Annotated in this window: 27 protein-coding genes and 1 other annotated feature; of the genes, 25 read left to right on the top strand and 2 right to left on the bottom strand. The window is 54.8% G+C overall.

Translation table 11 applies throughout. The features are described 5' to 3' along the window. Window positions 1–10 precede the first annotated feature (10 nt). The 18 genes from M493_RS12625 (at window position 11) to pheA (ending at window position 14,060) form a co-directional block, all read left to right on the top strand. Window positions 11–472 carry a type II secretion system protein gene (locus M493_RS12625; RefSeq protein WP_020960748.1) on the top strand — a complete coding sequence of 154 codons (462 nt, stop codon included), beginning with the start codon at window positions 11–13 and terminating at the stop codon, window positions 470–472. Window positions 473–588: 116 nt separating this feature from the next. Beyond that, complete coding sequence (locus tag M493_RS12620) at window positions 589–1,683, top strand: hypothetical protein (RefSeq protein ID WP_023817696.1); 1,095 nt, start codon at window positions 589–591, stop codon at window positions 1,681–1,683. 268 nt (window positions 1,684–1,951) lie between these two features. After that, window positions 1,952–2,539: a Maf family protein gene (locus M493_RS12615; RefSeq protein WP_020960746.1), complete on the top strand. Its 588-nt coding sequence runs from the start codon at window positions 1,952–1,954 to the stop codon at window positions 2,537–2,539. Window positions 2,540–2,643: 104 nt separating this feature from the next. Next, a complete protein-coding gene (gene radC / locus M493_RS12610) occupies window positions 2,644–3,324 on the top strand; it encodes a RadC family protein (RefSeq protein WP_020960745.1) in 681 nt (226 codons plus the stop codon). A 157-nt stretch (window positions 3,325–3,481) separates the two neighbouring features. Beyond that, window positions 3,482–4,504 carry a rod shape-determining protein gene (locus M493_RS12605; RefSeq protein WP_020960744.1) on the top strand — a complete coding sequence of 341 codons (1,023 nt, stop codon included), beginning with the start codon at window positions 3,482–3,484 and terminating at the stop codon, window positions 4,502–4,504. Window positions 4,505–4,524: 20 nt separating this feature from the next. Beyond that, on the top strand, window positions 4,525–5,391 hold the full coding sequence (mreC, locus tag M493_RS12600) for a rod shape-determining protein MreC (protein ID WP_020960743.1): 867 nt from the start codon (window positions 4,525–4,527) through the stop codon (window positions 5,389–5,391). Continuing rightward, window positions 5,388–5,906 carry a rod shape-determining protein MreD gene (gene mreD / locus M493_RS12595; protein WP_020960742.1) on the top strand — a complete coding sequence of 173 codons (519 nt, stop codon included), beginning with the start codon at window positions 5,388–5,390 and terminating at the stop codon, window positions 5,904–5,906. Before mreC ends, mreD begins: the two co-directional genes overlap by 4 nt. A gap of 40 nt (window positions 5,907–5,946) precedes the next feature. Further along, window positions 5,947–6,639, top strand: coding sequence for a septum site-determining protein MinC (gene minC, locus M493_RS12590; protein WP_020960741.1), 693 nt, complete (start codon window positions 5,947–5,949; stop codon window positions 6,637–6,639). A 2-nt stretch (window positions 6,640–6,641) separates the two neighbouring features. Beyond that, entirely contained in the window at window positions 6,642–7,445 is an 804-nt protein-coding gene (gene minD, locus M493_RS12585) for a septum site-determining protein MinD (protein ID WP_020960740.1), read from the top strand. 343 nt (window positions 7,446–7,788) lie between these two features. After that, on the top strand, window positions 7,789–8,556 hold the full coding sequence (locus tag M493_RS12580; RefSeq protein ID WP_020960739.1) for a M23 family metallopeptidase: 768 nt from the start codon (window positions 7,789–7,791) through the stop codon (window positions 8,554–8,556). Then, window positions 8,549–9,409 (top strand): site-2 protease family protein, encoded by an 861-nt coding sequence (locus M493_RS12575; protein ID WP_020960738.1) that lies wholly within the window; start codon window positions 8,549–8,551, stop codon window positions 9,407–9,409. The genes M493_RS12580 and M493_RS12575 overlap by 8 nt, the downstream gene beginning before the upstream one ends. 145 nt (window positions 9,410–9,554) lie before the next feature. Next, window positions 9,555–9,634 (top strand) — a sequence feature (ribosomal protein L21 leader region). A gap of 15 nt (window positions 9,635–9,649) precedes the next feature. Continuing rightward, the gene (rplU, locus tag M493_RS12570; RefSeq protein WP_020960737.1) at window positions 9,650–9,958 is read left to right on the top strand and encodes a 50S ribosomal protein L21; all 309 of its coding nucleotides are present in this window, start codon (window positions 9,650–9,652) and stop codon (window positions 9,956–9,958) included. A 1-nt stretch (window position 9,959) separates the two neighbouring features. Next, the gene (locus M493_RS12565) at window positions 9,960–10,292 is read left to right on the top strand and encodes a ribosomal-processing cysteine protease Prp (RefSeq protein WP_020960736.1); all 333 of its coding nucleotides are present in this window, start codon (window positions 9,960–9,962) and stop codon (window positions 10,290–10,292) included. 15 nt (window positions 10,293–10,307) lie between these two features. Then, entirely contained in the window at window positions 10,308–10,598 is a 291-nt protein-coding gene (gene rpmA, locus M493_RS12560; protein WP_008881065.1) for a 50S ribosomal protein L27, read from the top strand. Between the two features lie 174 nt (window positions 10,599–10,772). Beyond that, a complete protein-coding gene (locus tag M493_RS12555) occupies window positions 10,773–11,333 on the top strand; it encodes a sporulation initiation phosphotransferase B (RefSeq protein ID WP_020960735.1) in 561 nt (186 codons plus the stop codon). A 94-nt stretch (window positions 11,334–11,427) separates the two neighbouring features. Continuing rightward, window positions 11,428–12,729, top strand: a complete 1,302-nt coding sequence (gene obgE, locus M493_RS12550; protein ID WP_020960734.1) for a GTPase ObgE — start codon at window positions 11,428–11,430, stop codon at window positions 12,727–12,729. A 17-nt stretch (window positions 12,730–12,746) separates the two neighbouring features. Continuing rightward, window positions 12,747–13,190 carry an ACT domain-containing protein gene (locus tag M493_RS12545; protein ID WP_020960733.1) on the top strand — a complete coding sequence of 148 codons (444 nt, stop codon included), beginning with the start codon at window positions 12,747–12,749 and terminating at the stop codon, window positions 13,188–13,190. Window positions 13,191–13,211: 21 nt separating this feature from the next. Then, entirely contained in the window at window positions 13,212–14,060 is an 849-nt protein-coding gene (gene pheA, locus M493_RS12540; RefSeq protein WP_020960732.1) for a prephenate dehydratase, read from the top strand. A gap of 273 nt (window positions 14,061–14,333) precedes the next feature. On the opposite strand, the gene M493_RS12535 is transcribed toward pheA, so the two are convergent. Continuing rightward, window positions 14,334–14,882, bottom strand: a complete 549-nt coding sequence (locus tag M493_RS12535; RefSeq protein WP_020960730.1) for a transcription repressor NadR — start codon at window positions 14,880–14,882, stop codon at window positions 14,334–14,336. After that, window positions 14,870–16,015, bottom strand: coding sequence for an IscS subfamily cysteine desulfurase (locus tag M493_RS12530; protein WP_020960729.1), 1,146 nt, complete (start codon window positions 16,013–16,015; stop codon window positions 14,870–14,872). Before M493_RS12530 ends, M493_RS12535 begins: the two co-directional genes overlap by 13 nt. 68 nt (window positions 16,016–16,083) lie before the next feature. Between M493_RS12530 and nadB the strand changes: the two genes are divergently transcribed. The 7 genes from nadB (at window position 16,084) to M493_RS12495 (ending at window position 24,044) form a co-directional block, all read left to right on the top strand. Beyond that, entirely contained in the window at window positions 16,084–17,682 is a 1,599-nt protein-coding gene (nadB, locus tag M493_RS12525) for an L-aspartate oxidase (RefSeq protein ID WP_200865268.1), read from the top strand. 31 nt (window positions 17,683–17,713) lie between these two features. Next, window positions 17,714–18,544, top strand: a complete 831-nt coding sequence (gene nadC / locus M493_RS12520) for a carboxylating nicotinate-nucleotide diphosphorylase (RefSeq protein ID WP_020960727.1) — start codon at window positions 17,714–17,716, stop codon at window positions 18,542–18,544. A gap of 14 nt (window positions 18,545–18,558) precedes the next feature. Continuing rightward, complete coding sequence (gene nadA / locus M493_RS12515) at window positions 18,559–19,662, top strand: quinolinate synthase NadA (RefSeq protein WP_020960726.1); 1,104 nt, start codon at window positions 18,559–18,561, stop codon at window positions 19,660–19,662. Between the two features lie 157 nt (window positions 19,663–19,819). Then, window positions 19,820–21,487: a SafA/ExsA family spore coat assembly protein gene (gene safA, locus M493_RS12510; protein WP_020960725.1), complete on the top strand. Its 1,668-nt coding sequence runs from the start codon at window positions 19,820–19,822 to the stop codon at window positions 21,485–21,487. Then, window positions 21,471–22,415 (top strand): phosphotransferase, encoded by a 945-nt coding sequence (locus M493_RS12505; RefSeq protein WP_020960724.1) that lies wholly within the window; start codon window positions 21,471–21,473, stop codon window positions 22,413–22,415. Before safA ends, M493_RS12505 begins: the two co-directional genes overlap by 17 nt. A gap of 35 nt (window positions 22,416–22,450) precedes the next feature. Continuing rightward, window positions 22,451–23,191 carry an NAD(+) synthase gene (gene nadE / locus M493_RS12500; RefSeq protein WP_020960723.1) on the top strand — a complete coding sequence of 247 codons (741 nt, stop codon included), beginning with the start codon at window positions 22,451–22,453 and terminating at the stop codon, window positions 23,189–23,191. Between the two features lie 115 nt (window positions 23,192–23,306). Beyond that, window positions 23,307–24,044: a YhcN/YlaJ family sporulation lipoprotein gene (locus M493_RS12495; RefSeq protein WP_020960722.1), complete on the top strand. Its 738-nt coding sequence runs from the start codon at window positions 23,307–23,309 to the stop codon at window positions 24,042–24,044. Window positions 24,045–24,105: the final 61 nt, after the last annotated feature.

Here is a 24,105-nt window from a genome sequence, read left to right as displayed (position 1 = left end):
GGAGGCTTGTATGCTCATCCGGGCGAAGCGAGGGATGACGTTGATTGAACTGCTCGCCGTGCTGGTGATCATCGGCATTGTGGCAACGATCGTTGGCTTGGCCATCTGGACGATGATCGACCGGGCGCGGGAACGGGCGTTTGTCGCTGATGCCTATGCGATGTACGAAGCGGCGCGGTTGTATGTCGGCGCCGAGAAAGTGGAGTTTTTGCCAGCCCGTTCCTCTGCCGCGTTGTCATACGGGGAGTTGGTGGAAAACGGCCTGCTTGAACCGATCCATGATCCGTTTACCGGAAACCTATTGGCCCCGGAAACGAATCCATCGTATGTGCTTGTTATGAAGCGGGAGGATGGCGGAATCGATTATGCCGTTTGCTTGAAGGGAGAGACGAAGCAGCTTTGCTTTGATCAAGGGCGCGAGCAGCCGATTCCTGTCGAAGCGCTGGGGACGGAGAGGATTCGTGACCGGTAATGTCGGAAAATGAAGAAAAGAAGCGGGAACAAGGCGACAAATGTCTTGTTCTTTTTTTTTTTCTTTATGGTAAGATAGGCGAAAGAAATCGAAGGACGGAAAAGGACGGTGGCAAAATGGACAAGCAGCGCCCGGGCATTACGGTGAACATTAACGGACATTCGCGGCCGTTTACGATTAGACACTCATCGGAAGGAGATCAGCCGGACGAGCCGAGCAGACACCAATCTGAAGATCGTTTCTCCGCCGATCATGTCATTGACAGACAGTCAGCCGGCCATCATCAGACACGTTCATTTCAGGAGGGCGGCCGGCAAACCGGCGACTACGAGGCGGAAACGAAGACGTATGAAACAGTTAAAGGGGAAGAAGCAGCCGCCCTTGAAGAAGACGACAGAGTCATTTCTGTGTCAGAAGCGTTCCAAAAAAAGAAAAAAGGTGGGAAAAAACAGCGGTCGTGGCGGCTGCCGCCGCATGCCAAGTCGCTGTTTCTCGCGGCGGCGGTCGCCGCGCTCGTCGGCATGGCGTTTGGCATGACGATGCTCCGGCTTGTCCCGCAGGAAAAAGGGGAGCCGTCGCCGGCGGCTGAAGCGATGGAGGAACTGGCGGAGGCTGGAACGGCGACAGGAGAGGAAGGGGCGGAAAGCACAATGCTTGCGCCGTTTTCAATCGCGGTGATCCAAGCCGGTGTCTACTCTGACGAAGAGGCAGCTGTGCGGGCGGCCGAATCGATCCAAGCGGCCGGCGTGCCAGTCGTGGTGGCCGGGAAACAGCCGGCGGCGCTCTATATTGCGGTCGGCGCGGATAAAGAAGCGCTGCGGGCAGTCAACGACCGATACCGCGGGGCGGTGCCGAGCACGTACGTGAAGGAACTGTCATTTGCGGCTGAAACAAAGGTGCGCCGGTCAGGAATCGTCCAAAAAGGGGAGGCGTTATACGGAAGCATGGCGGCAGTCTCCGCCGCTTTGCTTGCCGGCAAGGATGTGAGCGACGGAGAATGGCAGGCGCTAAGCAAGGCGTACGGCTCGTTCGAAAAAAGCGAAACACCAAACAACAAAACAGTCGAGGAATATGCCGAAGCGCTCAGGCAGGCGTATTTGGCGCTCGCCGCTTACAAAGAAAATCAAGAGGAAGCGCTGCTCAGCAAGGCCCAACAACAGCTGCTCGAGGCGCTCAGCGTCTATATGGAATTGATCCCGCTGCGGAGCTAAAAACGGCTCCGTTTTTTCTTTGTTCTTGTCTGTGGAACTCATATTTCGCAACCTTTGCATAATATACAAAAAACAACCCGAATATGCGCATAAAAATAATTTTTTATACAAAAATTGTAAAATAATTAATTTTTATTCGGTCAAACCTGGCTTATTTCGAATTTTTATTCAGGGTGCGAAATGTGAGGTGGAAAATTGCCTTTCAGTGAAAAATTTGCTACGATACAAATGAATCTTCCGAACCGAAACGAAGGAAAGGAGAATGACGATGCCCCCACGGTTCGTGCTTGCGTCCCGCTCCCCGCGCCGCAAACAGCTCCTCGAGATGACCGGCTGGCCGTTTGATGTGCAGGAAAGCCAAGCCGACGAGACGATCGCTCCCGGAACGCCCCCTGAAGAAGCCGTCCAAATGCTTGCCCGCCGGAAAGTCGAGGCGGTCGTGCCGTGCGCATCTGACGCCTACGTCCTTGGCGCCGACACGATTGTTGTGCATGACGGCCGGTTGCTAGGGAAGCCGCGCACCGCCGGAGAAGCGTTTGAGACGCTGCGGCTTTTATCCGGGCGGACGCACGATGTTTGGACAGGGGTTGCAATCGCGACGCCGCACGGGGAAACGGTGTCATTCGCCGAAAAAACAGCGGTGACGTTTTGGCCGTTGAGCGATGAAGAAATCGAAACTTACATCGCCACCGGAGAGCCGATGGACAAGGCGGGAGCGTACGGCATTCAAGGTCGGGCCGCCCTGTTTGTCAAACGGATTGAAGGAGATTACTTCACTGTTGTTGGCCTGCCGCTGTCAAGGACTGTAAGAGAGCTGCGTCGGCTCGGGTGGCCGCCGGACGGCATGGGAGCGTAATGCCGTTAACAGCCGCCATCCACATGGCCGGGGACGCTTATTGTGCTGCGGTCGGTCACTGCCGGATAACGGCGGGATCAGAAAAGGAGTAAGGGAGGAATACGATGGCGTGGATGATTCGCGATGTGCCAAAAGACGGTCGGCCGCGTGAACGACTGTTGTCGTCAGGGCCGGAAAGTTTAGCTGATCATGAGCTATTGGCCATTTTGCTGCGCACCGGGACGAAAGACGAGTCGGTCGTGCAGCTCGCCCAGCGTCTTCTTCAGCATTTTGAAGGGCTGAGGCTGCTGAAAGACGCGACGGTTGAAGAAATGACCAACATTAAAGGAATCGGGCCGACGAAAGCGGCGCAAATTTTGGCCGCGCTTGAGCTCGGCCGGCGCATTCACCAATCCGGCTACCATGACCGCTATGTCATCCGTTGTCCGGAAGACGGGGCCAAATATGTCATGGAAGATATGCGATTTTTATCGCAAGAACATTTTGTTGCCATTTATTTGAATACAAAAAATCAAGTAATTCATCGCAAAACAGTGTTCATCGGCAGTTTAAACGCCTCCATTGTCCATCCGCGCGAAGTGTTTAAAGAGGCGATCAAACGATCCGCCGCCTCAGTCATTTGCGTGCATAACCACCCCTCTGGCGATCCGACCCCAAGCCGCGAGGACATCGATGTCACCAGACGGCTTGTCGAATGCGGCCGCGTGATCGGCATCGAGCTTCTGGACCATCTCATTATCGGTGACCAAAAATTCATCAGTTTAAAAGAAAAAGGCTATGTCTAACGGTTCTCATTTTTTGTCGAATCAGGTATAATATCAATTATGAGTTTTTCTGAATCCGTTTCGGCGGTGCTGTACCATTTATAAATGACTGACATCCGACCAATTTTGCCAATATAAAGATGATACGCATTTCGTTTCGGAAAGGAAGATCAACAATATGCTTGGGTTTGGAACGAAAGATCTTGGGATTGATTTAGGGACGGCGAACACGCTTGTTTATGTGAAAGGAAAAGGGATCGTCTTGCGTGAGCCGTCAGTCGTCGCCATTCAGCGCGACACGAAGCAAATTGTTGCCGTCGGCAATGAAGCGAAAAATATGATCGGGCGCACGCCGGGCAACATCGTGGCGCTGCGGCCGATGAAAGATGGCGTCATCGCTGACTATGAGACGACAGCGACGATGATGAAATATTATATTCGCAAAGCTATCAAGACGAAAGGATTGTTTGCCGGCAAGCCGTATGTGATGGTATGTGTACCGTATGGCATCACGGCGGTCGAAGAGCGGGCGGTCATCGATGCGACACGACAGGCCGGAGCGCGCGACGCGTACACGATTGAAGAGCCGTTTGCGGCCGCCATCGGCGCCAACTTGCCGGTATGGGAACCGACCGGCAGCATGGTCGTTGACATTGGCGGCGGCACGACCGAAGTAGCGGTCATTTCGCTTGGCGGCATCGTGACGAGCCAGTCGATCCGCATTGCCGGTGATGAAATGGATGATGCGATCATCCAATACATCCGCAAAACGTACAATTTGATGATCGGTGAGCGGACGGCGGAGGCGATCAAAATGGAAATCGGTTCGGCTGGAAATCCGGAGGGGATCGAGAAAATGGAAATTCGTGGCCGCGATTTATTGACCGGGCTGCCGAAAACGATCGAAATTAGCGCCGAGGAAGTGGCTGAGGCGCTTCGCGACACCGTTTATGCCATTGTGGAATCAGTGAAAAACACGCTTGAAAAAACGCCCCCGGAGCTGGCGGCCGACATTATGGACCGCGGCATCGTGCTGACGGGCGGCGGAGCTTTGCTGCGCAATTTGGACAAAGTCATCAGCCAAGAAACGGACATGCCGGTCATCGTCGCCGAGAATCCGCTCGATTGCGTGGCGATTGGCACCGGCAAAGCACTCGACCATATTGACTTGTTTAAAAACAAGGCGAGAGACCATCGCTGACAGTAAGAAGGTGCCGACGCATGCCACAGTTTTTCGGAAATAAGCGTCTCATTTTTTTGCTTGTCAGCATCGTCATTCTTGTTATGTTGATCGGCTTTTCGCTGCGCAGCCGCGAGCAATTGACGTGGCCAGAGCAGTTTGTCAAAGACACTGTCGGTTTTGTCCAGCTTCTGTTTGGGAAGCCCGCACAGTTTGTCGCGGGCTTCTTTGAAAATGTGAACGATCTCCGCCATACATATGAGGAAAACGAGTTATTGAAAGCAAGGCTTGAGGAATACGCGGCGCTGCAGACGGAGGTTGAGGCGCTGCGCCAGGAAAACAAACGGCTTCGCGCGTTGCTTGACAAAAAAGAGAGCTTGCGCGACTTTATTCCGATCCAAGCGACTGTGATCGGGCGAAACCCAGACCGCTGGCGGGAGACGATCATTGTCAATAAAGGCGCGCAGCATGGGGTGAAAAAAGATATGGCGGTCATTACCCCAGCCGGGCTTGTCGGCAAGGTGCAGCACGCTTCCCAATTTACGTCCACGGTGCAACTGTTAAGCGCGCTCGACCAAAACAACCGCATTTCCGCCTATGTCCAAGGGAACGAAAACGTATTCGGCTTAATTGAAGGGTATGACAGCAAACGGCGCGAACTGATCCTTGGCGAAATTCCGATTGACGCCAAAGTGAAAGAGAAGCAAAAAGTGTTGACTTCCGGCCTCGGCGGCGTGTTTCCGAAAGGATTGCCGATCGGCGAAGTAACCGAGGTCAAACCAGACCAGTACGGATTGACGCAAGTTGTCTATGTTAAACCGTTTGCCAACTTGTATGATATTGATGATGTGATGATTGTGAAACGGAAAATCGATGAGGCACTGCAAGAAGAGGAGGAGGCAAAGTGAAAAAGTGGCGGCTCCCTTTCCTTGCGGTGTTATGTTTTGTCAGCGAAAGCATTTTTGTTGATGTATGGCCGAAGGGTGACTTGTATGTCCGCTATTTTTTTGTTCCCCGCTTTTTTCTTATTTTTTTAGTGCTGACGGCTGTTTATCTTGGTGGGACGCGGGCGATGGGGTACGGATTCATATTCGGTTTCCTGTATGACTGCGTCTATACAGAGCTGCTCGGCGTTTACGCCTTTGCCTACACGCTCATCGCCTATATCGCGGGCAAAGCGATGAAATGGTTTCACCAGAGCTGGCTTGTTGTGTTTTTGCTATCGCTGTTGGCCATCGCTCTTCTTGACGGCTATGTGTACGGCATTCAGCTGTTGATCGGGCGGACGGATTGGTCGTTTTCCGTATTTTGGGATCGTCGTCTATGGCCAACATTGCTGTTGAATATCGGATTTTTACTGATCTTCTCGTACCCGCTCGGACGGTGGCTGGCAAAAATTCGCCGGTTGGAGCAGGAAGAATAAAAGAGGAAAAACGGCCCGTTCTGTAGAAATATTCGTTGGGGTGAACGTTGTGGCAAAACAAAAGCAGCAGTATGTGACGATTAAAGGGACGAAAGATGGGCTGACGCTGCATCTTGATGACCGCTGTTCGTATGACGACTTGTTGAAAGAGATCGAAGAGCGGCTTGTCAAGCGCTCTGGCGTCGCTTCCAACAGCCCGCTCGTCTCCGTCCATTTGAAAGTCGGGAACCGCTACTTAACGCCCGCCCAAGAGGAGGAGTTGCGCGCGCTCATCCGCCGTTCGAAAAATTTGGTCGTCGATTCGATCGAAAGCAATGTGATGTCGAAAGCGGACGCGATTGAATGGATACAGAAAACGGAAATCGTCACTGTCTCGCGCATTGTCCGTTCCGGACAAGTGCTTCACGTCGAGGGGGATTTGTTGCTGCTCGGCGATGTGAACCCCGGCGGGACGGTGATCGCCGGAGGCAACATTTTCATCCTCGGCGCCTTACGCGGCATCGCCCATGCCGGATATGCCGGCAATAAAGAGGCGATCATTGCCGCGTCAGTGATGAAGCCGATGCAGCTGCGCATCGGCGATGTCATGAATCGTGCTCCCGATTACAAAACGGACGAAGGAAATGAGATGGAATGTGCTTATATTAATGAACATGATCAAATTGTGGTCGACCGCCTGCAGCTGCTTATGCATTTGCGGCCGAATTTGACGCGCTTAGAAAGGAGAATGTAACCGTGGGAGAAGCGATCGTCATCACTTCCGGGAAGGGCGGCGTCGGCAAAACGACGACGACCGCAAACCTTGGGACGGCCCTCGCCATTTTGGGGAAGCGGGTGTGCCTTGTCGATACGGACATCGGGCTGCGCAACCTCGATGTCGTGTTGGGGCTTGAAAACCGAATTATTTATGACCTAGTTGATGTCGTTGAAGGACGCTGTACGGTGCAAAAAGCGCTCGTCAAAGATAAGCGGTTCGATAACCACTTGTATTTGCTGCCGGCGGCGCAAACGAGCGACAAATCGGCGGTCAATCCGGGGCAGATGAAAGAGCTGGTCGAGCAGTTGAAGCAAGAATACGACTATGTGCTCATCGACTGCCCGGCCGGCATTGAACAAGGCTACCGCAACGCTGTCGCCGGCGCGGACGAGGCGATCGTCGTCACGACACCGGAAGTGTCGGCCGTCCGCGACGCCGACCGCATCATCGGCTTGCTTGAAGCGGAAGAGCACGTCAAACCGCCGCGCCTCGTCATTAACCGCATTCGCAGCCATATGGTGAAAAACGGTGATATGCTTGATGTGGATGAAATCGTCATGCATTTGTCGATCGAGCTGCTCGGCATTATCGCTGATGATGAGAACGTGATCAAAGCGTCGAATCGCGGCGAACCGATCGTCCTTGACCCAAGCAGCAAAGCGTCGGTTGCTTACCGCAACATCGCCCGCCGCATCCTCGGCGAATCGGTGCCGCTGCCGCCGCTCGAGGAAGAGGAGAAAGGGTTGTTCTCAAAGATTCGAAAAATATTTAGCCTGAAATAAGGGAATGGGGCAATTCCGACGGGAAATTGCCCTTTTTGTTTTGCCCATTACTTGCGGAAACCGGCGCCGGCGTGCGACACGATAACAGGAGAGAATATTGAGGATAAAAGGGGGGAGACTAGGTCTCTTTTTTACTGATCGTGTAAATCGGCAAGGCGGGCTTGACGAAAACATTGCTTCTGTGTAAACGGCTGGCTGCAAACAGTCGTCCGCCTTTGGCGGCGACAAGCTTGCGCTCATCGAGGTGAGCCCGGTGGGGGCAGTGAAAAAACGCCTGCTCATATTCAAACGGGTTGTCTCATAAACTAGTACAAACGTGGTTAGAAAGGTGGAGGGGGGACGTATGGACCGACGCGTTCGGGAGATGAAAAAACGGATTGAAAAGCGGCGGAAAGAGCGCCACCATCAGGCAAAAAATCGCAGAGAGCCGGAGTGGGGGATGGCGGATGAGGAGCGGTACGGGCTTCCGGTTGTGACGTACGACCGCTATTCGTTTGAATCAGAGTCCCATCCGCTGTTCCGCAAAGAGTGGTTTCTCTTCAAAACGCTGATTGCGGCGTGCCTTGTGTTAATCACCGCCATTTTGTTCAAACATCCATCCGCTTCGCTCGAACCGGCGCGGCAGTTTGTCACGAGGGCGATGGAAACGGAATTTCAGTTTGCGGCCGTCTCAGCCTGGTATGAACAAACGTTTGGTGAGCCGCTCGCCTTTTTTGCGCCGAAAAAGGAGACAAAAACGGAGACGGCGTCCTCATACGCGGTGCCCGTTTCCGGCCGAGTGCTCGAAAGCTTTGAGCAAAATGGCCAAGGCGTGATGATTGAAACCGAGAGCGAGGCGAAAGTCGAGGCAATGAAAGAAGGGATTGTCACCTTTGCCGGCACAAAAGAAACCTTTGGGAAAACGGTCGTGATTCAGCACGCGGACGGCAGTGAAACGTGGTATGGCCATTTGGGAACCATTTCAGTGAAACTATACGACTTTGTCGAAATGGGGAAGGAAGTCGGAACTGCACAGGCAAGTGACGAAGACGAACAGAAAGGGTTGTTTTATTTTGCCATTAAGCAAGGGGATCAATTCATTGATCCGATCCAGGTGATTTCCTTTGAATAAGTATGTAGGGCTGCTTGGAAAGTTGCACGTTCATCCGTTATTATGGCTGATCGGCGGCATGGCGGTATTGACCGCCCACTTTAAGCAGCTTTGTTTGCTGTTTTTCATTATTCTCGTCCATGAGCTTGGCCATGCGGCGGCAGCCGCGTATTTTTCATGGCGGGTGAAGCGGATTTTGTTGCTGCCGTTCGGTGGAGTGGCTGAAGTGGAAGAGCATGGAAACCGGCCGTTTCGCGAGGAGTGGATCGTGACGCTCGCCGGCCCGGCACAGCATCTTTGGCTCGTAGCCGCAGCGTTTTTTTTATGGAAGGTCGGTTGGATGGATGACGGGAGCTGGGAGTTGTTTTTTCGCTATAATGTAGCGATCTTTGGGTTGAACTTGTTGCCCATTTGGCCGCTCGATGGCGGCAAACTGCTGTTTTTGCTCTTGTCGCATCGCCTCCCGTTCAGCGAGGCGCACCGACAGATGGTTGCGGTCTCGGCCGTTGTGCTTGCTGTCGGTATAGTTCTTTTGCTTCTCATGGCGCCGCGTCAGTTGGATTTATGGGTGATTGTTGCCTTTTTGGCGCATGCCATCCGGCAGGAGTGGAAGCAGCATCCGTATGTCGTCATGCGGTTTTTGCTTGAGCGGTATTATGGAAAAAAGGGGGATTACACAAGGCTGAAGACGATCACCGTATCGGCTGAGGAGCGCATCTCGGCCGTGCTGCACCGTTTTTACCGCGGGCAAAAGCACGCAATTGTTGTCACTGGCGAGGGCCGCGAGCGGATGACGCTTGATGAAAATGAGCTGTTGCACGCGTTTTTTGCCGAAAAGCGGATCGATGCGCCGCTTGGCGCGCTTATTTATTAAAGCGGCGACAGCCGCTTTTTTGTTGGCTGTCGTGGGGAAAATGGCAGTTGACGGTGGGCTGTTTCTATGGTACTATAGATGACGTTGTAGACGTTTTGTCCTTTGTAGAAAGGACAAAAGAGGGCAGCTGTCGCAAAATGACGCACCCGTACTACAACCGCTCAGCGCGGGTTGTGAAGCGTTCCATCCGGAACCGCCTTGACGCTGGCGAGTCTGAGTATCATGAAGGAGGTGCGACGTATGTACGCAATTATCGAAACTGGCGGCAAACAGTTGAAAGTGGAAGAAGGCCAAGAAATTTACATTGAAAAATTGGATGTCAATGAAGGCGATACGGTGACGTTTGACAAAGTGCTGTTCATCGGCGGGGAAACGGTGAAAATCGGCAACCCGACGGTCGAAGGTGCAACGGTCACGGCGAAAGTGCAAAAACATGGCCGGCAAAAGAAAATCATCGTCTTCAAATATAAAGCGAAAAAGAACTACCGCCGCAAACAAGGCCACCGTCAGCCGTACACTAAAGTCGTGATTGAAAAAATCAACGCATAAGATGATCCGCGTCACGATTGAACGGGAAGCGGGCGGCCGCATTCGCGCGTTTACGATGGATGGTCACGCCAAGTTTGCCAAGCGCGGGCACGACATCGTCTGCGCCGGCGCTTCGGCCGTCTCGTTTGGGACGATCAACGCCATCGAGGAGCTCACCGGCGTCCGTCCGCGCGTTATGCTCGGCCAAGACGGCGGCCATCTTCGCTGTGAGCTTCCGGAGTTGGAAGAAGCAGCGACGGCAGAGAAAGTGCAGCTTTTGCTCGAAGCGATGGTCGTCTCGCTAAAGACGATCGAACGCGATTACGGGAAATTTATTCGCGTGACATTGAGATAGCAGGAGGTGACTGTCATGCTGAGACTTGATTTGCAATTTTTCGCTTCGAAAAAAGGGGTCGGTTCGACGAAAAACGGCCGCGACTCAATCGCGAAACGCCTTGGCGCGAAACGCGCTGACGGCCAATTCGTGACGGGTGGCTCGATTTTGTACCGCCAACGCGGAACGAAAGTCCATCCGGGCTTGAACGTCGGCCGCGGCGGCGATGACACGCTGTACGCCAAAATCGACGGCATCGTCCGTTTCGAGCGGCTCGGTCGTGACCGCAAACGCGTGAGCGTCTATCCGGTCAGCCAAGAAGCGTAATACCATTTCGAAAAACTCTAACCGTCGCGGTTAGGGTTTTTCTTTTTCTGCTTGAAAAACCGCTCCCGTTCGATGCCAGAAAATGCTATAGTAAAAGTAAACTGTCCCCTGAGGAGGGGAAAGGATACAACAGGCGGCGCGGGAAGTTGCGCTGCATGAATAGGGGAGCGTTGCATGGAAAAGCGATGGACTGTCATCGAAGTGATGCGCCATGCCCGTCATGACTGGCTGAACAAAATCCAGCTCATTAAAGGCCACTTGGCGCTCAATAAAGTGGAACGGGTGCAAGAAATCATCAACGGCATTATCGGCGAGGCGCAGCAAGAAACGCGGTTGACGAACTTAAAGGCCGAGCGGTTTGCCGAGCTGATTATGACGTACAACTGGGAGCCGCACCCGATTTTTCTTGAATACGAAGTTGTGGGCGATGAGGCCGATTTATCGCTGTATGACGAACCGCTGAGCGAATGGTGCCGCCGATTTTTTCGCCTGCTTGAGGAACAGGCTGACGAGCAGAGAGAAAACCATTTATGTTTAACGATCGAGATCGGCCATGGACGGGCGGCGCTGTTTTTTGACGGCCGCGGCGCTTGGCGGGATGGCGAGGCCGTTCGCGCTTGGCTTGGGCGCTATGAGCCATCCGGGCCGCTTCGGCTCGTATCGTTTGCCGTCGGTGCGGATGAATTGACGGTGGAGCTTGAGCTGCCGCCCGGTCCCGGAATAGCTTATTCGTAAACACATATTGACAGCATTGAATTGGCTTTGTATACAATAATAAATATTAGCTACACTCATTTTGCCATGATGGAAGCGAATCGGAGGAACAACCATGTTTGTCGATCAAGTGAAAATTTACGTGAAAGGCGGGGACGGCGGCAACGGCATGGTTGCGTTCCGCCGGGAAAAATACGTTCCAAAAGGCGGGCCGGCCGGCGGGGATGGCGGCAAGGGCGGCGATGTGGTGTTCGTCGTGGACGAAGGGTTGCGCACATTGATGGATTTCCGCTACCAGCGCCATTTTAAAGCGCCGCGCGGCGAAAACGGCATGTCGAAAAACCAGCATGGGAAAAACGCGGAGGACTTGCTCGTCAAAGTGCCGCCTGGAACGGTCGTCATCGATGCGGACACAAACGAAGTGCTCGCTGATTTGACGGAGGAAGGGCAGCGCTTTGTCGTCGCCAAAGGTGGGCGCGGCGGACGCGGCAACACCCGGTTTGCGACCGCGGCCAATCCGGCGCCGGAAATCGCGGAAAACGGAGAGCCGGGCGAAGAGCGGAACGTCATTTTGGAGTTGAAGCTGCTCGCTGATGTCGGGCTCGTCGGCTTCCCAAGCGTCGGCAAATCGACGCTGCTGTCTGTCGTTTCCGCCGCACGGCCGAAAATCGCGGAATATCATTTTACGACGCTTGCACCCAACTTAGGCGTTGTCGAAACAGAAGACGGCCGCAGTTTTGTCATGGCCGACTTGCCGGGGCTGATTGAAGGCGCCCATCAAGGGGTGGGGCTTGGACATCAGTTTTTGCGCCATATCGAGCGGACGCGCGTCATCGTCCATGTCATCGACATGGCGGCGGTGGAAGGACGCGATCCGTATGATGATTATGTCGTCATCAATGAGGAGCTGAAGCAGTACAATTTGCGTTTGACGGAACGGCCGCAAATTGTCGCTGCCAATAAAATGGACATGCCAAATGCGGAAGAAAATTTGCGCCGCTTCCGGGAAAAAGTCGGCGAGGCGGTGCCCGTCTTTCCGATTTCGGCGGCGACGAGGCAAGGGGTGCGCGAGCTTTTGTTTGCCATTGCGGATTTATTGGAAACAACGCCGGAGTTCCCGCTCCATGAACCGGAAGAGCCGGCCGTGCAGCGCGTCGTCTATAAATACGAGAAAGAGGAGCCGCCGTTTACGATCACCCGCGGCAGCGACGGGGCGTTTGTTTTATCCGGCGACAAAATCGAGAAGCTGTTTAAGATGACCGATTTCTCGCGTGAGGAATCGGTGCGCCGCTTCGCCCGCCAGCTGCGGGCCATGGGGGTGGACGATGCGCTGCGCGAGCGCGGGGCGCAAGACGGCGACACCGTCCGGCTGCTCGATTACGAGTTTGAGTTTGTCGATGATTGGGATGAACGGTAAAAGCGGGGGAAGGTGCGGTGGAGAAAAAGTTTTATTTGGTGCGCGAAGACGTCTTGCCGGAAGCGATGAAAAAAGTCGTGCTTGCCAAACAGCTGCTTGAGCGGAAAAAAGCCGCCTCGGTCGCCGAGGCGGCGCAGCTTGCCAACATTAGCCGCGGCGTCTTTTACAAATATCGTGACGCCATTTTTCCGTTTCAGGCGGTGACGAAAGAGAACATCGTCACGCTGTTTTTCCATTTGGAGGACCGCTCGGGCACGCTGTCGCAGCTGCTTGGCGCTGTGGCCGCGGCCGGCTGCAACGTGCTGACGATTCACCAGACGATTCCGCTGCAAGGGCGGGCGAACGTGACGCTTTCCGTCAGCACGAACGATATGCGCGAAGACATTGATGAACTGTTGGCGAAGCTGAGAAGGTTTGAATTTGTCGAAAAAGTGGAAATTGTCGGTTCAGGAGTGTATTAAAGTAAGGGAGAGGCAACCAAAATGAAAATCGGCTATTTAGGACCGAAGGCGACGTTTACCGAAGCGGCGGTCGCGGCGCTGTTTCCGTCGGAACCGCGCGAGCCGTACGACACGATTCCCGACTGCATCGACGCCGTCGCCGCTAGGGAAATTGAAGCGGCCGTTGTGCCGCTTGAGAATGCGTTGGAAGGGTCGGTCAATTTAACGCTGGATTACTTAATTCATGAACAGCCGCTGCCGATCATTGGCGAAATCGTCGTTCCGATCGAGCAACATTTCATGGTGCACCCGTATTATGCGCCACATTGGCGCGAGGTCAAAGAGGTGTATTCGCATTCGCACGCCATTGCGCAGTGTCGCAAATTTTTACATACGGTGCTCAAAGGGGCGAAGCAAGTGCCGATGACATCGACGAGTGCTGCCGCCAAATTTGTGAGCGAACATCCGCACTTGCCGGTGGCAGCGATCGCCAATCGGTTGGCGGCGGGCGAATACGGTTTGACGATTGTACAGGAAAATATTCATGATTACGATTACAATCATACGCGCTTTATCGTCGTCAGCCGGAGCGGGCAGCCGCTTTCGCCTGCCTCGCCGCTTTATGCCGGCGATAAAACGACCGTGGTCGTGATGCTGCCGCAAGACCAGCCTGGTGCGCTCCATCAAGTGCTGTCGGCGTTCGCCTGGCGGCGGCTTAACTTGACAAAAATTGAGTCGCGCCCGGCGAAAACGGGGCTTGGCAACTACTTTTTTATCATTGATATTGATGCACCGCTTGATGAGGTGCTCATCCCGGGGGCGATCGCCGAGATCGAAGCGCTCGGCTGCACGGTGCAGTTGTTGGGCAGTTATCCTTATTATTTTGCCTAAAACGGGTAAAAAAACGCGAACGGTATGTTCCCGCTCGCGTTTTCTGTTTAGCTGGCCCCGCGACGCAATCTTGGTTGGCGGCTGTTCGGTAAGGGCATGCAGTTTCTCGTCTCAGAAGAGCTGACTGGGTGAAAAAAGCCGCTTCGCCGCCGTTTAAACCGATGGCGGGAAACGACTATTTTTTCAATCGGGTGGGAAACGATGATTTTTCGCGGCTTCTCCGTTAAAGGAGACGTAGTTTTGCACTTCTTTCGCCTGAAATTCCCGGCTCTTTTAGGCTTCAATTAAAAAACCGGCTTGTGCCAAGGCGCGGCAGGCGGCATCGAGCTTTTCCGGTGAGTCAGCTTCAAGCGTATGCAAATGCGTCCCGTCTGTCAGCTGGAGCAAATATGCCGCTTTTGCCGCCTCAATTTTGGCGATAAACTGGTCGACTTCGAGGCGGTTGCTGACCATGACCGATGCGGTTAAATCGCCATAAACCGGATGTTCGATTTTGACGTCTTTCACCGTTACGCCGCAGTCGACGAGCAAATACAATTCTTCTTTCGTCTGCTTCGGGGTATGGGAGCAGGCGACTGTTCTCGTATACGTTTTGGCCGGCTCGGCCGGCTTTAAATACAAATAGCCTTGGCTTGTGGCGATAATCGGTTCGCTGCGCGCCTTTAACAGCGAAATATCTTGGACGATCACTTGGCGGCTGACGTTCGTTTTTGCCGCCAACTCCGCCCCGGTGAGCGGCGTCCCGCTTTCTTTCAGCCATTGCAAAATGAGCTGGCGTCGTGCTTCCCCTAAAATTTTCTTTTCTTCTTTCACCTTGTCCATGCCCCCCTTCGTGTTCGGATGAGCTGTTCCAATGTTGAAACTAATTGATCAATCTCGATTTCCGTCGTCGCCATACCGAGCGATACGCGAACAAACTGCTTTGCCTCCTCCGGAGTTTTGCCGACAGCGATCATCGTCCGCGATGGGGCTTGCAACCCGACTTGGCAGGCACTGCCGGTTGAAATGGCGATGCCGGCCCGGTTGCATTCGAGCATCACCAGTTGTCCGTCCAACCCGTTCACGATCAAACCGATAATGTGGGCGAGCCGGCAGTCGGGATGGCCTTCGACCGTGACCGGCAGCTGTTTGGCTGCTATGGCGTCAAGCAGCCGGCGGCGCAGCTGTTCAAGCCGCGTTTGTTCGCTTTCCATTCGCCCGTAAAGCCGCTTAGCGGCGGTGATGAAGGCAGCGATTCCCGGCACATTGACCGTTCCGGGCCGAAAGCCGGATTCGTGTGTCGTTCCCGGAAAGACGGGTTTCCAGTGAAGGTGCGGATCGATGTAGACGGCGCCGACCCCTTTCGGCCCGTATACTTTATGGGCGGAAATCGATACGCTGTCAATCGCCATCGCCTTGACGTCTAGCTGTATTTTAGCAAAAGTTTGCACGCAGTCGCTATGAAAAAGAATGCCGTGCGCCCGCAGCAGGCGGCCGATGTCGGCAAGCGGCTGGATGGTGCCGATTTCTGAGTTGGCGTGTTGAATGGAAGCAAGAATCGTCTGCGGCGTGATGGCCCGTTCCAAATCAGCGAGATGGATGCGTCCGAATCGGTCAACGGGCAAATATGTCACCGCATACCCTTCCGTTTCAAGCTGTTGAAACAAATGGTACAGTGAGGCGTGCTCGATTTCGGTGGTGATTAAATGATTTCCTTTATGACGACGGGCGGCAATGAGCGATCGAATAGCGAGCATATTCGCTTCCGTACCGCCGCTTGTGAAATACACTCCTTCCGTTTCCCCGTTGATCATAGCGGCAAGCTCGCGCCGGCATAATGTGAGCAATTGTTTCGCTTTTGTGCCGATGTCATGCAGGCTGTTTTCATTGCCAAAATAAACGGCCGCTGCTTCAGCATAGGCTGCGATGGCTTCCTCGCACATCGGCGTAGTCGCTGCATAGTCCAAATAAATCATAGTCCCCCGCCTTTTCGGTATTTTTTTGACAAACCTCTTGTCATTAGTTTAAATATGTGTAAATATAGATGTCAAGACAGGTGAAAAGAAAGGGGGATCCGGATGTGGGGAAAGACGGCATCATTATTGTCGGCAGCGGTCTTGCTGCTTTAACCGCTGCGTATTACTTGCGAGCGCAAGAAAATGTGACGATTTTCACAAAGAAAAACCGGGTCGACAGCAACTCATGGCGGGCGCAAGGCGGGGTGGCAGCGGCTCTGGCGACCGGTGATGATTGGCGCACTCATTTCCATGACACGTTGATGGCCGGCTGTCATCATAACGATGCACGGATGGTTGAGTTGCTTGTGCGTGAAGGGCCAAAGCGGCTGCAAGAATGGATCGACGCCGGGATGGCGTTCGATACAGATGAACATGGCCGTCCCTGCTTTGGCCTTGAGGGGGGGCATAGCCACCGGCGCATTTTGCACGCTGGCGGCGACCAAACGGGCAAGGCGCTTGTTTCGTTTTTGCTTCAGCAGTTGAATGATCGTGTGCCGCTTGTCGAGGAGGAACAAGTGATTGACTTGTTGATCGAAGACGGCCGTTGCGTCGGGGTGAAAACGATGCGGAAAGACGGTCGTGTTTCCGTATGGCGCGCGTCCGCTGTCGTGTTGGCGACCGGCGGCTGCGCCGGGTTGTATACGTTTACTTCAAACGCGCTGACAGCAACAGGCGACGGCATCGCCATGGCGTATCGCGCCGGGGCGGCGGTCGCTGATATGGAGTTTATCCAATTTCATCCGACGATGCTGGCTGCCGGGGGAAGAGCGGTCGGGCTTGTATCGGAAGCGGTGCGCGGCGAAGGGGCGGTACTGGAGACAGAAGACGGGCGGCGCGTGATGGACGGCGTGCATCCGCTTGGCGACTTGGCGCCGCGTGATGTTGTCGCCCGTGCGATCGTTGCGGAACTGGAACGCGGTGTCCGCGTCTATTTGAATATTTCCGCCGTGTCTCATTTCCGCCGCCGCTTTCCGACGATTGCCGCGCTATGTGAAGCACATGGCGTTGACCTTGAAGCCGGCCGCCTTCCCGTTGTGCCGGGCGCCCACTTTTTAATGGGCGGCATTGTTGTCAATGAATGGGGACAGACGACTGTGCCGGGCTTATATGCCATCGGAGAAGCGGCGTGTACTGGTGTGCACGGCGCCAACCGGTTGGCGAGCAATTCATTGCTTGAGGCGATCGTATTTGGCGCCCGCGTGGCTGACGCCATCAACTGCCAGGCGGGATGGCCAACGTCCGGGCGCCGCGCTGACCGGTCGGTTGACCGCCCGCCCTGCCTTTTGGCGCCGCCGCTTCCGGGGCGGGCGCACATCCGTGAGCAATTGTCCGCATCGGTCGGCATCGTCCGTGACAGAGAGCGGCTCCGTGAGGCGGTTGATTGGCTGGAACAGTTTTCCCTGCCGCATTGGCTCGAGGGAGATGTTGAGACGTTGGCTGCTGAGGAGATCGAAACAGGGTATATGCTTCTTGCCGGCTGGCTTGTTGCTTCGTCGGCGCTTCGCCGCACAGAAAGCCGCGGCGGCCACTACCGGAGCGATTTTCCGCATCCGCATCCGGACTGGCAAGGGCGGCGCCTCGTGCGGACAAAAGAAGAGTGGGCGTCTGCACCGGTCGGGCGATAAAGCGGAAGTGAGACCAAGAGGGGGCTGAGCGATGAATCGGTTAAAACTCGAACAGTTGTTGAGACACTTTTTTCTTGAAGATATCGGCGACGGTGATGTGACAAGTGACGCAATCTTCCCGGCTAACGAACGCGCAGCGGGCGTGTTTACAGCGAAAGCGGACGGGGTCGTGGCCGGCGTCGGTCTCCTTGCCGTCGGTTATCGGCTGCTTGATCCGCACATCGAGGTATCGGTCATGAAACAGGACGGGGAGCGAGTCGCAGCCGGCGAAACGATAGCGGCAGTATCCGGACCGGTCAGGCCGCTTCTTTCCGGCGAGCGCGTCATGTTAAATTTGCTTCAGCGCTTAAGCGGCATCGCCACTGTCACGCGCCAAGCGGTTGATCTGCTTGCCGGCAGCCATACGCGCATTTGCGACACAAGGAAAACAACGCCTGGGCTGCGCATGCTTGAAAAGTATGCTGTCACGTGTGGGGGTGGCTATAACCATCGCTTTGGCTTGTATGATGGTGTCATGATTAAAGACAACCATATCGCCTTTTGCGGGTCGATCACCAACGCGGTCAAAGCGGTGCGGGAGCGGCTCGGCCATATGGTGAAAATCGAGGTGGAAACGGAAACGGAAGCCGAGGTGCTCGAGGCGGTCGAAGCGGGGGCTGACGTCATTATGTTTGACAACCGGACGCCGGATGAAGTGCGTTCGTTCGTCCGGCTCGTGCCAACACCGATCATCACCGAAGCGTCCGGAGGGATTACGCTTGCCAACGTAGCAGCGTACGGCGCGACTGGCGTCGACTACATTTCGCTTGGATTTTTAACCCATTCCGCCGCGGCGCTTGACATTAGCTTTGATTTACAATGACAGGGGGAGAAAACATGAACGTACTTGAGCAGTTGAAACGGCTTGATGACATGCCGGAACGGTACAAAACAATGGAAAAAAGCGAGCTGGAAGCCCGCGCTCGGTCGGTAAAAGAACGGCTTGGACGCCGCCTGTTTATCCCCGGGCATCATTACCAAAAAGATGAAGTCATTCAGTTTGCCGATGCGACCGGCGATTCGCTTCAACTAGCCCAGCTGGCGGCAAAAAACGATGAAGCGGAGTATATCGTGTTTTGCGGCGTCCATTTTATGGCGGAAACGGCCGACATTTTAACGGGTGAGGAACAAGCGGTCATTTTGCCTGATCTGCGCGCCGGCTGTTCGATGGCCGATATGGCCGATCTTTTCCAAGTCGAGCGGGCGTGGGCGGCGCTCACAGACCGGTTTGGCGAAACGATCCTCCCGCTTGTGTACGTCAACTCGACAGCGGCGATTAAAGCGTTTGTCGGCCGCCATGGCGGGGCGACTGTGACGTCGTCCAACGCGAAAAACATCGTTCAGTGGGCTTTTTCGCAAAAAGAGCGGGTTTTCTTTTTGCCGGATCAACATTTGGGCAGAAATACTGCCTATGCGCTTGGCGTCAGCCTTGACGAGATGGCGGTTTGGGATCCGCATGAAGAATCGTTGCAATGCACCGGTGCGATTGATAACGTGAAAGTCATTCTTTGGAAAGGCCATTGTTCCGTGCATGAAAACTTTACCGTCCGGCAAATTGAGCAAATCCGGCGGACGAAACCGGGAATGAACATTATCGTTCATCCGGAATGCAGTTGGGAAGTCGTTCAACAGGCGGATTACGCCGGATCGACGAAATATATTATTGAAACGATTCGCAACGCCCCGCCCGGCAGTCGGTGGGCCGTCGGGACGGAAATGAACCTAGTCAACCGGTTAAAGTATGAGCATCCGGACAAGGAAATTATTTCTTTAAATCCGTATATGTGCCCGTGTTTGACGATGAACCGAATCGATTTGCCGCACTTCGTTTGGGCGTTAGAATCACTTAGCGAAGGTATCGTCGTCAACCGCATTACCGTATTAAACGAAGTGGCGTTCGAAGCGAAACGGGCGCTCGACCGCATGCTTGCACTTGCCTAGTTCCTTTCCCTGGCGAGACGGGGCCGCCTCCGTCCAGCTGGGGATTTTTTTATCATAAATAGGCACTCATTGTCATACATTGTGTTGAAAGACGATAACACGAAACAAGCATCGGTCGGATAGAGTGCAAACAGTCTCGGTTTAGGAGGGGAACGGCGTGAAAATCCATATTGTTCAAAAGGGAGACACCCTTTGGAAAATTGCCCAAAAATACGGGGTTGATTTTGAACAATTGAAAAAGATAAATGGGCATTTGAGTGATCCCGATATGATTATGCCGGGAATGAAAGTGAAAGTGCCGACGGCAGGGGTGCCAATAAAAAAAGAATCAAAAATGTATGTAGCGCCGAAAAAGCCGAAAGTGGAAGAACATCCGTACGCAGAAGCGAAACCGTTCGTTTCGTTCAACATTGATACGGAACTTGACACAGCCGGCGGCTCCGTTCCGGAAAACGAAGCGCCAGTGAACGAAGCGCCAGCAGCTGCCAATAAGTTGCCGGCAGCGCCGGCGGCTGAAGCGCCAAAAGCGGCGATGAAAGAAACAGCCAAGGCGCCGGCGGTAGAAGCGCCAAAAGCGGTGATGAAAGAAACAGCCAAGGCGCCGGCGGTAGAAGCGCCAAAAGCGGTGGAGAAAGAAACAGCCAAGGCGCCGGCGGCTGAAGCGCCGAAAGCGGCGGTGAAAGAAGCAGCCAAGGCGCCGGCGGTAGAAGCGCCAAAAGCGGCGATGAAAGAAACAGCTAAGGCGCCGGCGGTAGAAGCGCCAAAAGCGGCGATGAAAGAAACAGCTAAGGCGCCGGCGGTAGAAGCGCCGAAAGTGGTGGGGAAAGAAACAACCAAGGTGCCGGCGGATGGAACATCGGAGGCAGTAGGGAAGGAGGAGGCGAACGTACCGGTCAATGAAGCACCGAACGTGCCGGTGAACGTAACCCCAAACGTGCCGGTCAATGAAGCACCGAACGTACCGGTGAACGAGGCCCCGACGGCACCGGCAGATTATACGCCGCCGCTTGCGCATACGATCCCGCCGGCCGCTCCGGCTTCTCACGTTTCGTTTGCCAAATCGTTGTCGAATCTGCCGCCGATTCCGCCAAAGCCGAGCAACATTTTGCCCGGCATGATGAAAGAGGAGATAGAGGAAAGTCCGGCTGAACTGAAAGCGGAACATGTAGCAGCGGAAAGTGAAGAAGTCCCGCCGCCGTTGCCGAACATCCCGCCAGTTCCGGTTGCACCGCCGGCGGCGCCAGTGTTCGGTATTGACCAAGGGTGTGTGCCGGTGACGCCGATTTTGCCAGGGACGGGATTTTATATGCCGCCGCTGCCGGCCATGCCGCCTTATTCCCCGCCGCCGGGTTTATCAGTAGCCGGGGAAAGCCCGGAAAGCAGTTCAGCGCCGTTTCCCGGCATTAGCGAAAGCAGCAGTGAATCTTTAGCGTCTCCGCCGCTTCCCGGACCGGGAGAACACGGGACTGCTGCTCCATTTGCTCCGCCGCCTGGAGCTGCTTTCGCCCAGACCGGTTCTGCCGCCGCACCGGGATATGCGCCGCCTGGAGTGTACGCGCCGCCAGCCGGGTATCCACCTTTTGGGTATATGCCTGTATATCCGCCGGTCCAATATTATGGAGGATACATGCCTTCCGGGACGTACGCGCCGCCGACTCCATACGGATATGCGCTCCAACAAGCTGCGCCGGCAATCCCGTGGCCTGGTGTCGTTTACCCGACAAGCCCGCCGGGATACGCACCATCGCCTGCCCCACCGGCCGCCCGTTCGCGTCTGTTTGCCGGGCCGCCGGATGAGGAGAGCGGGCATGGCGAGGAGCAGTAACCAAACAGAAAGAGACGCCGCCCGCCGTCTCTTTTTTCTTCTTAATCGCCATTGCCGTCTTGCTATTCGGCAGGCTGTGATGCTGAAACCGCATGTCATCGCCATCGTCACTTGGCACGGATCATTCATTGCGAAAGCGTACCGCTCGCTGGCGGCGGCCAGGCGGCAAGCTTGGCTGCTTGGCACCTTGCGCCGCGCCGGTTTTTTCGCCGCTCCGGCCGTTGTGCCGATCGGCCATGGAGGTGTGATCACCGCCGGGGGACGGTATTGGCTGTTGACGGAATATGTAGCCGATGCGCGTCCGCTCTCATTCGCAAACGAGCCCGACATATCGGACGGACTTCAAGTGCTAAATGGCTACCATTTGGCTACGGCGAGGATCGTCTACGGCGAGCAGGCGTCCATGTGGTTGCCGTCCGTGCAACTGTATGAAAAATGGCGCCGCCGTTACGACGAGTTTTTTCGACATTTGCCATTCATTGAAACGGTGATGGAAAAAGAGGACATCTCGTTCACGCTGCGTTGGGCGCATTACTGCCTGGAAACGTGCCGTGAGCATGCTCAAGAATTGGCAGCTGAGTCTGTTGCCATCATTCATGGCGATGTAGCGGCCCATAATTTTTTGCGTACTGCTGCTGGCCATGTATATATGATCGACTACGACACGGCTGCGCTCGCCTCGCCCGGGCTTGATTATTGGCAATACGCAAACCGTATTTTGCCGCATCTCGATTGGTCGTATTCGGCGCTCACCCGCTTTGCTCCGCTTAGACGTTGGCTGGAAAAACATTGGTTTTTGCATGCACTTTTGTTCCCTGCTGATGTATTTCGTGAATGGCGGCCGGCGGTCGCACGCCGCCGCCCGCTCGCATTGGACCGGGAGAAGCGGGAACGGTTTGTCCGCCGCCTTTGCGCTATGCTAAAATAAGGGATGGAATCTTTAGAAAAAGGAGTCGAAGGCGGATGCAAGAAAAAATCGACAAACTTGTGCAATGGCTGCGGGAGCAAGTGGCGTCAGCCGGCTTAAAAGGGGCGGTAGTCGGCGTTAGCGGCGGCATCGACTCCGCTGTTGTCACCCATTTGATTAAACGGGCGTTTCCGGACCATTCACTCGGCCTCATCATGCCGTGCAAAAGCAATCCGAAGGATATGGAAGATGCGCTCAAAGTAGTGGAAAGTTGCGGTATTCAGCATCTCGTCATCGATTTGACCGAGGCGCATAAAGCGTTGTTCGGCGTGGTAGAAGCTGAGCTGAAAGCGATCGGGGATTGGGATGAAGAAAAAGCGCGGCTCGGCGATGCGAACACGAGGGCGCGCCTGCGCATGACGACGTTATACGCCGTCGCCAACAACTATGGTTACCTCGTTGTCGGCACAGACAATGCGGCGGAGTGGCATACCGGCTACTTTACGAAATACGGCGATGGCGGGGTCGATTTAGTGCCGCTCATTCACTTTACAAAAGGCGAAGTGCGTGAAATGGCCCGCCTGCTCGGCGTACCGGAAGAAATCGTCACGAAAGCGCCGAGCGCCGGATTATGGGAAGGACAGACAGATGAAAGTGAGATGGGCACGACATACGAAATGATTGATAAATACTTGAGAGGAGAAGACATTCCGGAACGGGATCGGAAAATTATTGAACAGTTGCACGAACGTTCGCATCATAAACGGCAGTTGGCCATTGCACCGCCTAAATTTTAGCGATCGCCTTGTTGGTGTGAACTGACAGCGATAACCCTCCTGCCTTTTCCGCAAGCTAATTGTAAGGCTGGCTTCATGCCAGCCTGGGGCGAAGGAAACCAAGGGGGGTTTTCCATTGAGATACGCGGTCAAATGGATCGGTGTGTTGTCGGCCGCCGGGTTGCTTGCTTCGTGTGCCAATTACGGGGCCAACGATGAAGGAGCCCGGCACTACAACAATGCGGCAAGACCGATCGGCTATTACTCGACGGAACAGGGCGATGATTTCCGCTACGGTCGTTACGGGACGAACGCGCTCAACTACGATAACAACTATATGTGGGCGCGCCGCGGACCGGCGGCCGACTATTTGGCCGAGAACGGCCGTCTCGGTGGGCCGGCGGCGACCCGGTTTGATACGGACGTTCCGGCTCTTCCGCGAGACGTCGATTTTGGTGACGGCGACTACAACTACCACGGGCATTTACATTCGCTGAATGTCGATCCGCATCCGTCGTATTACCGCAGCTATGACGGCGGTTTGGCTGAGGAGCTCTCACGCCGCGCCGCAGCAATAGGCGGGGTGGATGATGCACGCACGGTTGTTTACGGCGATCAAGCACTAATTGCCATTGCGACTGATGCCCGTCATCCCGAACGACTTGAAGAGCGTGTCGCCAAAGCGGTAGCCCCGTATGCCGACGGCAAACAGGTGCGTGTCACATCCAATCCGAGCATGTACAACCGCGTCCGTACGATTGACAACACCATTCGCCGCGGCGCGCCGATCAGTATGGAAGAGATTCGCCGCGATTTGCGCACCATTTTCATCGATGGTGATACGATTCAAGAGCGGCCGAGAAACACCCGCTAGCCGAGCAAGGGGGGCCATTGGCCCCTTTTTTACGTCTCGATGAGTGAACGGCGACTACGGC

The sequence above is a fragment of the Geobacillus genomosp. 3 genome (assembly GCF_000445995.2).
In the GTDB taxonomy this organism is placed as follows: domain Bacteria; phylum Bacillota; class Bacilli; order Bacillales; family Anoxybacillaceae; genus Geobacillus.
The sequence above is the reverse complement of the archived record's forward strand: the minus strand, read 5'-3'. Positions and strand labels throughout refer to the sequence as shown.